This is a genomic window from Nostoc sp. UIC 10890 (genome assembly GCF_054786515.1).
Genome location: NZ_JBSGKF010000113.1, coordinates 1 through 1,984 on the forward strand (window position 1 = coordinate 1; position 1,984 = coordinate 1,984).

Sequence of the window (1,984 nt, forward strand, 5' to 3'; positions counted from 1 at the left end):
AAGTGATCATCATCAAGATAATTGATATTAATTAGCTCAATTTCTGAGTTAGAATCATCCTTTGCACCTGTCTCAAGATGCAAAGAATGAGCTGTTAAAGTTATCGGCTATGGCGCAATACAGTTCAGAATGAGCAACAAAACCCTGATGTAGAGACGCGATTTATCGCGTCTTAAAATAACAATTATCTACACCAAGAACCTATAACCCAAGCGTATTGGGCTATGGCAGGTATTGGATATTGGGAACTGCCCAATTCCTAATATCTCAAAGATTACTTTCAATCAGCTGGCGGTATTCGCTCTTTTGCTTCACACCTTTGACTTCTTTCACCAGTTCCTTATTTTTGAACAATTGAACTGTTGGCGTTCCTGTCACACCAGCATTTTCAGCAATATCTCGGTCTTGATCGATGTCAATTTCCACAAAGTGAATTTTACTGTCAAATTCATCCACCACTTTATTTAAAATTGGCTTCAGGGTATGACAAGGGCCACAACCAGGAGAGACGTACTTAACAAGGAGTAAGCGATCGCTTTCATGGAACAATTTCCGTAAAGCATAACCTCCCTCATGACGTGTTCCATCCAAATTAAATCCAGCTTCTTCCTCAGCTTCAGTCTTTTTGGCTGGCTGATGTTCTAATTCATTGTCTGCTGTTTCTAGCTGTTGATGGAATTCTTGAATCAAGCCACTAGATGACAACCAACGTTCTGCCAACATCGCCGCCATACAACCAGTACCCGCAGCCGTAATTGCTTGCCGAAACTCATGATCTTGGACGTCGCCAGCGGCAAAAACCCCTTCTACACTGGTTTCCACAGTACCGTGCTTGGTGACAACGTAACCCACCTCATCCAGTTCTAATTGCCCTTTAAATAAAGAGGTATTGGGAGTATGACCAACGGCGTAGAATAAACCCTTAGCGTGCAGTTGGCTCTCTTCACCAGTTTTAGTATTGCGGATTTTCACCCCTTCCATGCGACTGTTACCGAAGATATCTACGGCTTCTGTGTTCCAATGCACCTGGATTTTCGGGTTGCTCAAAACCCTGTCTTGCATGGCTTTAGAAGCCCGCATTTTATCGGTGCGTACCAACATATTTACCTTGGAACCATATTTGGTGAGGTAAATTGACTCTTCCGCCGCCGAGTCGCCAGCACCAATTACAGCCAATTCTGCACCGTGGAAAATTGGTGTTGCACCATCGCAAATTGCACAAGCGGAGATACCCCGACTCCAGAATTCATGTTCGCTGGGTAAACCTAAACGCTTTGCAGTTGCACCAGTAGCAATGACGATACTGTTGGTTTTTATTTCCCTTTCTTGCGATCGCACTGTAAATGGACGCTGACTCAGGTCAACTGATATAACATCTTCAGTATATAGTTCAGCCCCCCAGCGCTCCGCCTGCGCCTTCATCTGATCCATCAGTTCCGGCCCAGTAATTCCTTTAGGAAATCCCGGAAAATTCTCAACTTCCGTCGTTGTCATTAATTGCCCACCAGGTAAACCACCGGCTTGGAAACCTTCAAATACAACGGGTTTCAAGTTAGCGCGTCCGGCATATATGGCGGCTGTGTAGCCTGCTGGCCCAGAACCGATAATTACCAAGTTTTCTACAGTTGGGTTAGTCATGACAATATATAAACTCATAACGACTACGCTTAATATAGCATAACAATTTACGATTGGCTATGGCAGATGGTAAGCGATGTCTAAGAGGATGTTTGAAAAGTTACTTGGCGACTAGAAGTCACGGCTACACAGACAAAACCCACCTACGTGGGTTAAAGAGTTTGATTTTGTGTTAGTCCGCGCAGGCGGACTTTGCTTGTGTAGCCGCGATTTCCAGTCGCCCAAAACTTTTCAAACATCTTCTAAGGGCGGGCTACGCCTACGCCAAATGCCTACGCTGCTATGTGCAATAAATGTATAGATATTGGGATTAGTATCAGGTTTGTCAATAAGTTGAAAAAATATC

The 1,984-nt window shown here is 44.1% G+C and carries 1 protein-coding gene; it reads right to left on the reverse strand.

Translation table 11 applies throughout. From position 1 onward, the window contains the following. Positions 1 to 267: 267 nt before the first annotated feature. Entirely contained in the window at positions 268 to 1,638 is a 1,371-nt protein-coding gene (gene trxB, locus ACWATR_RS39615; RefSeq protein ID WP_460345749.1) for a thioredoxin-disulfide reductase, read from the reverse strand. Positions 1,639 to 1,984 lie beyond the last annotated feature (346 nt).

What these genes read in the sequence shown, in the direction of transcription:
- trxB (WP_460345749.1), bottom strand. Translation starts at nt 1,638, where the DNA reads ATGACTAACCCAACTGTAGAAAACTTGGTAATTATCGGTTCTGGGCCA.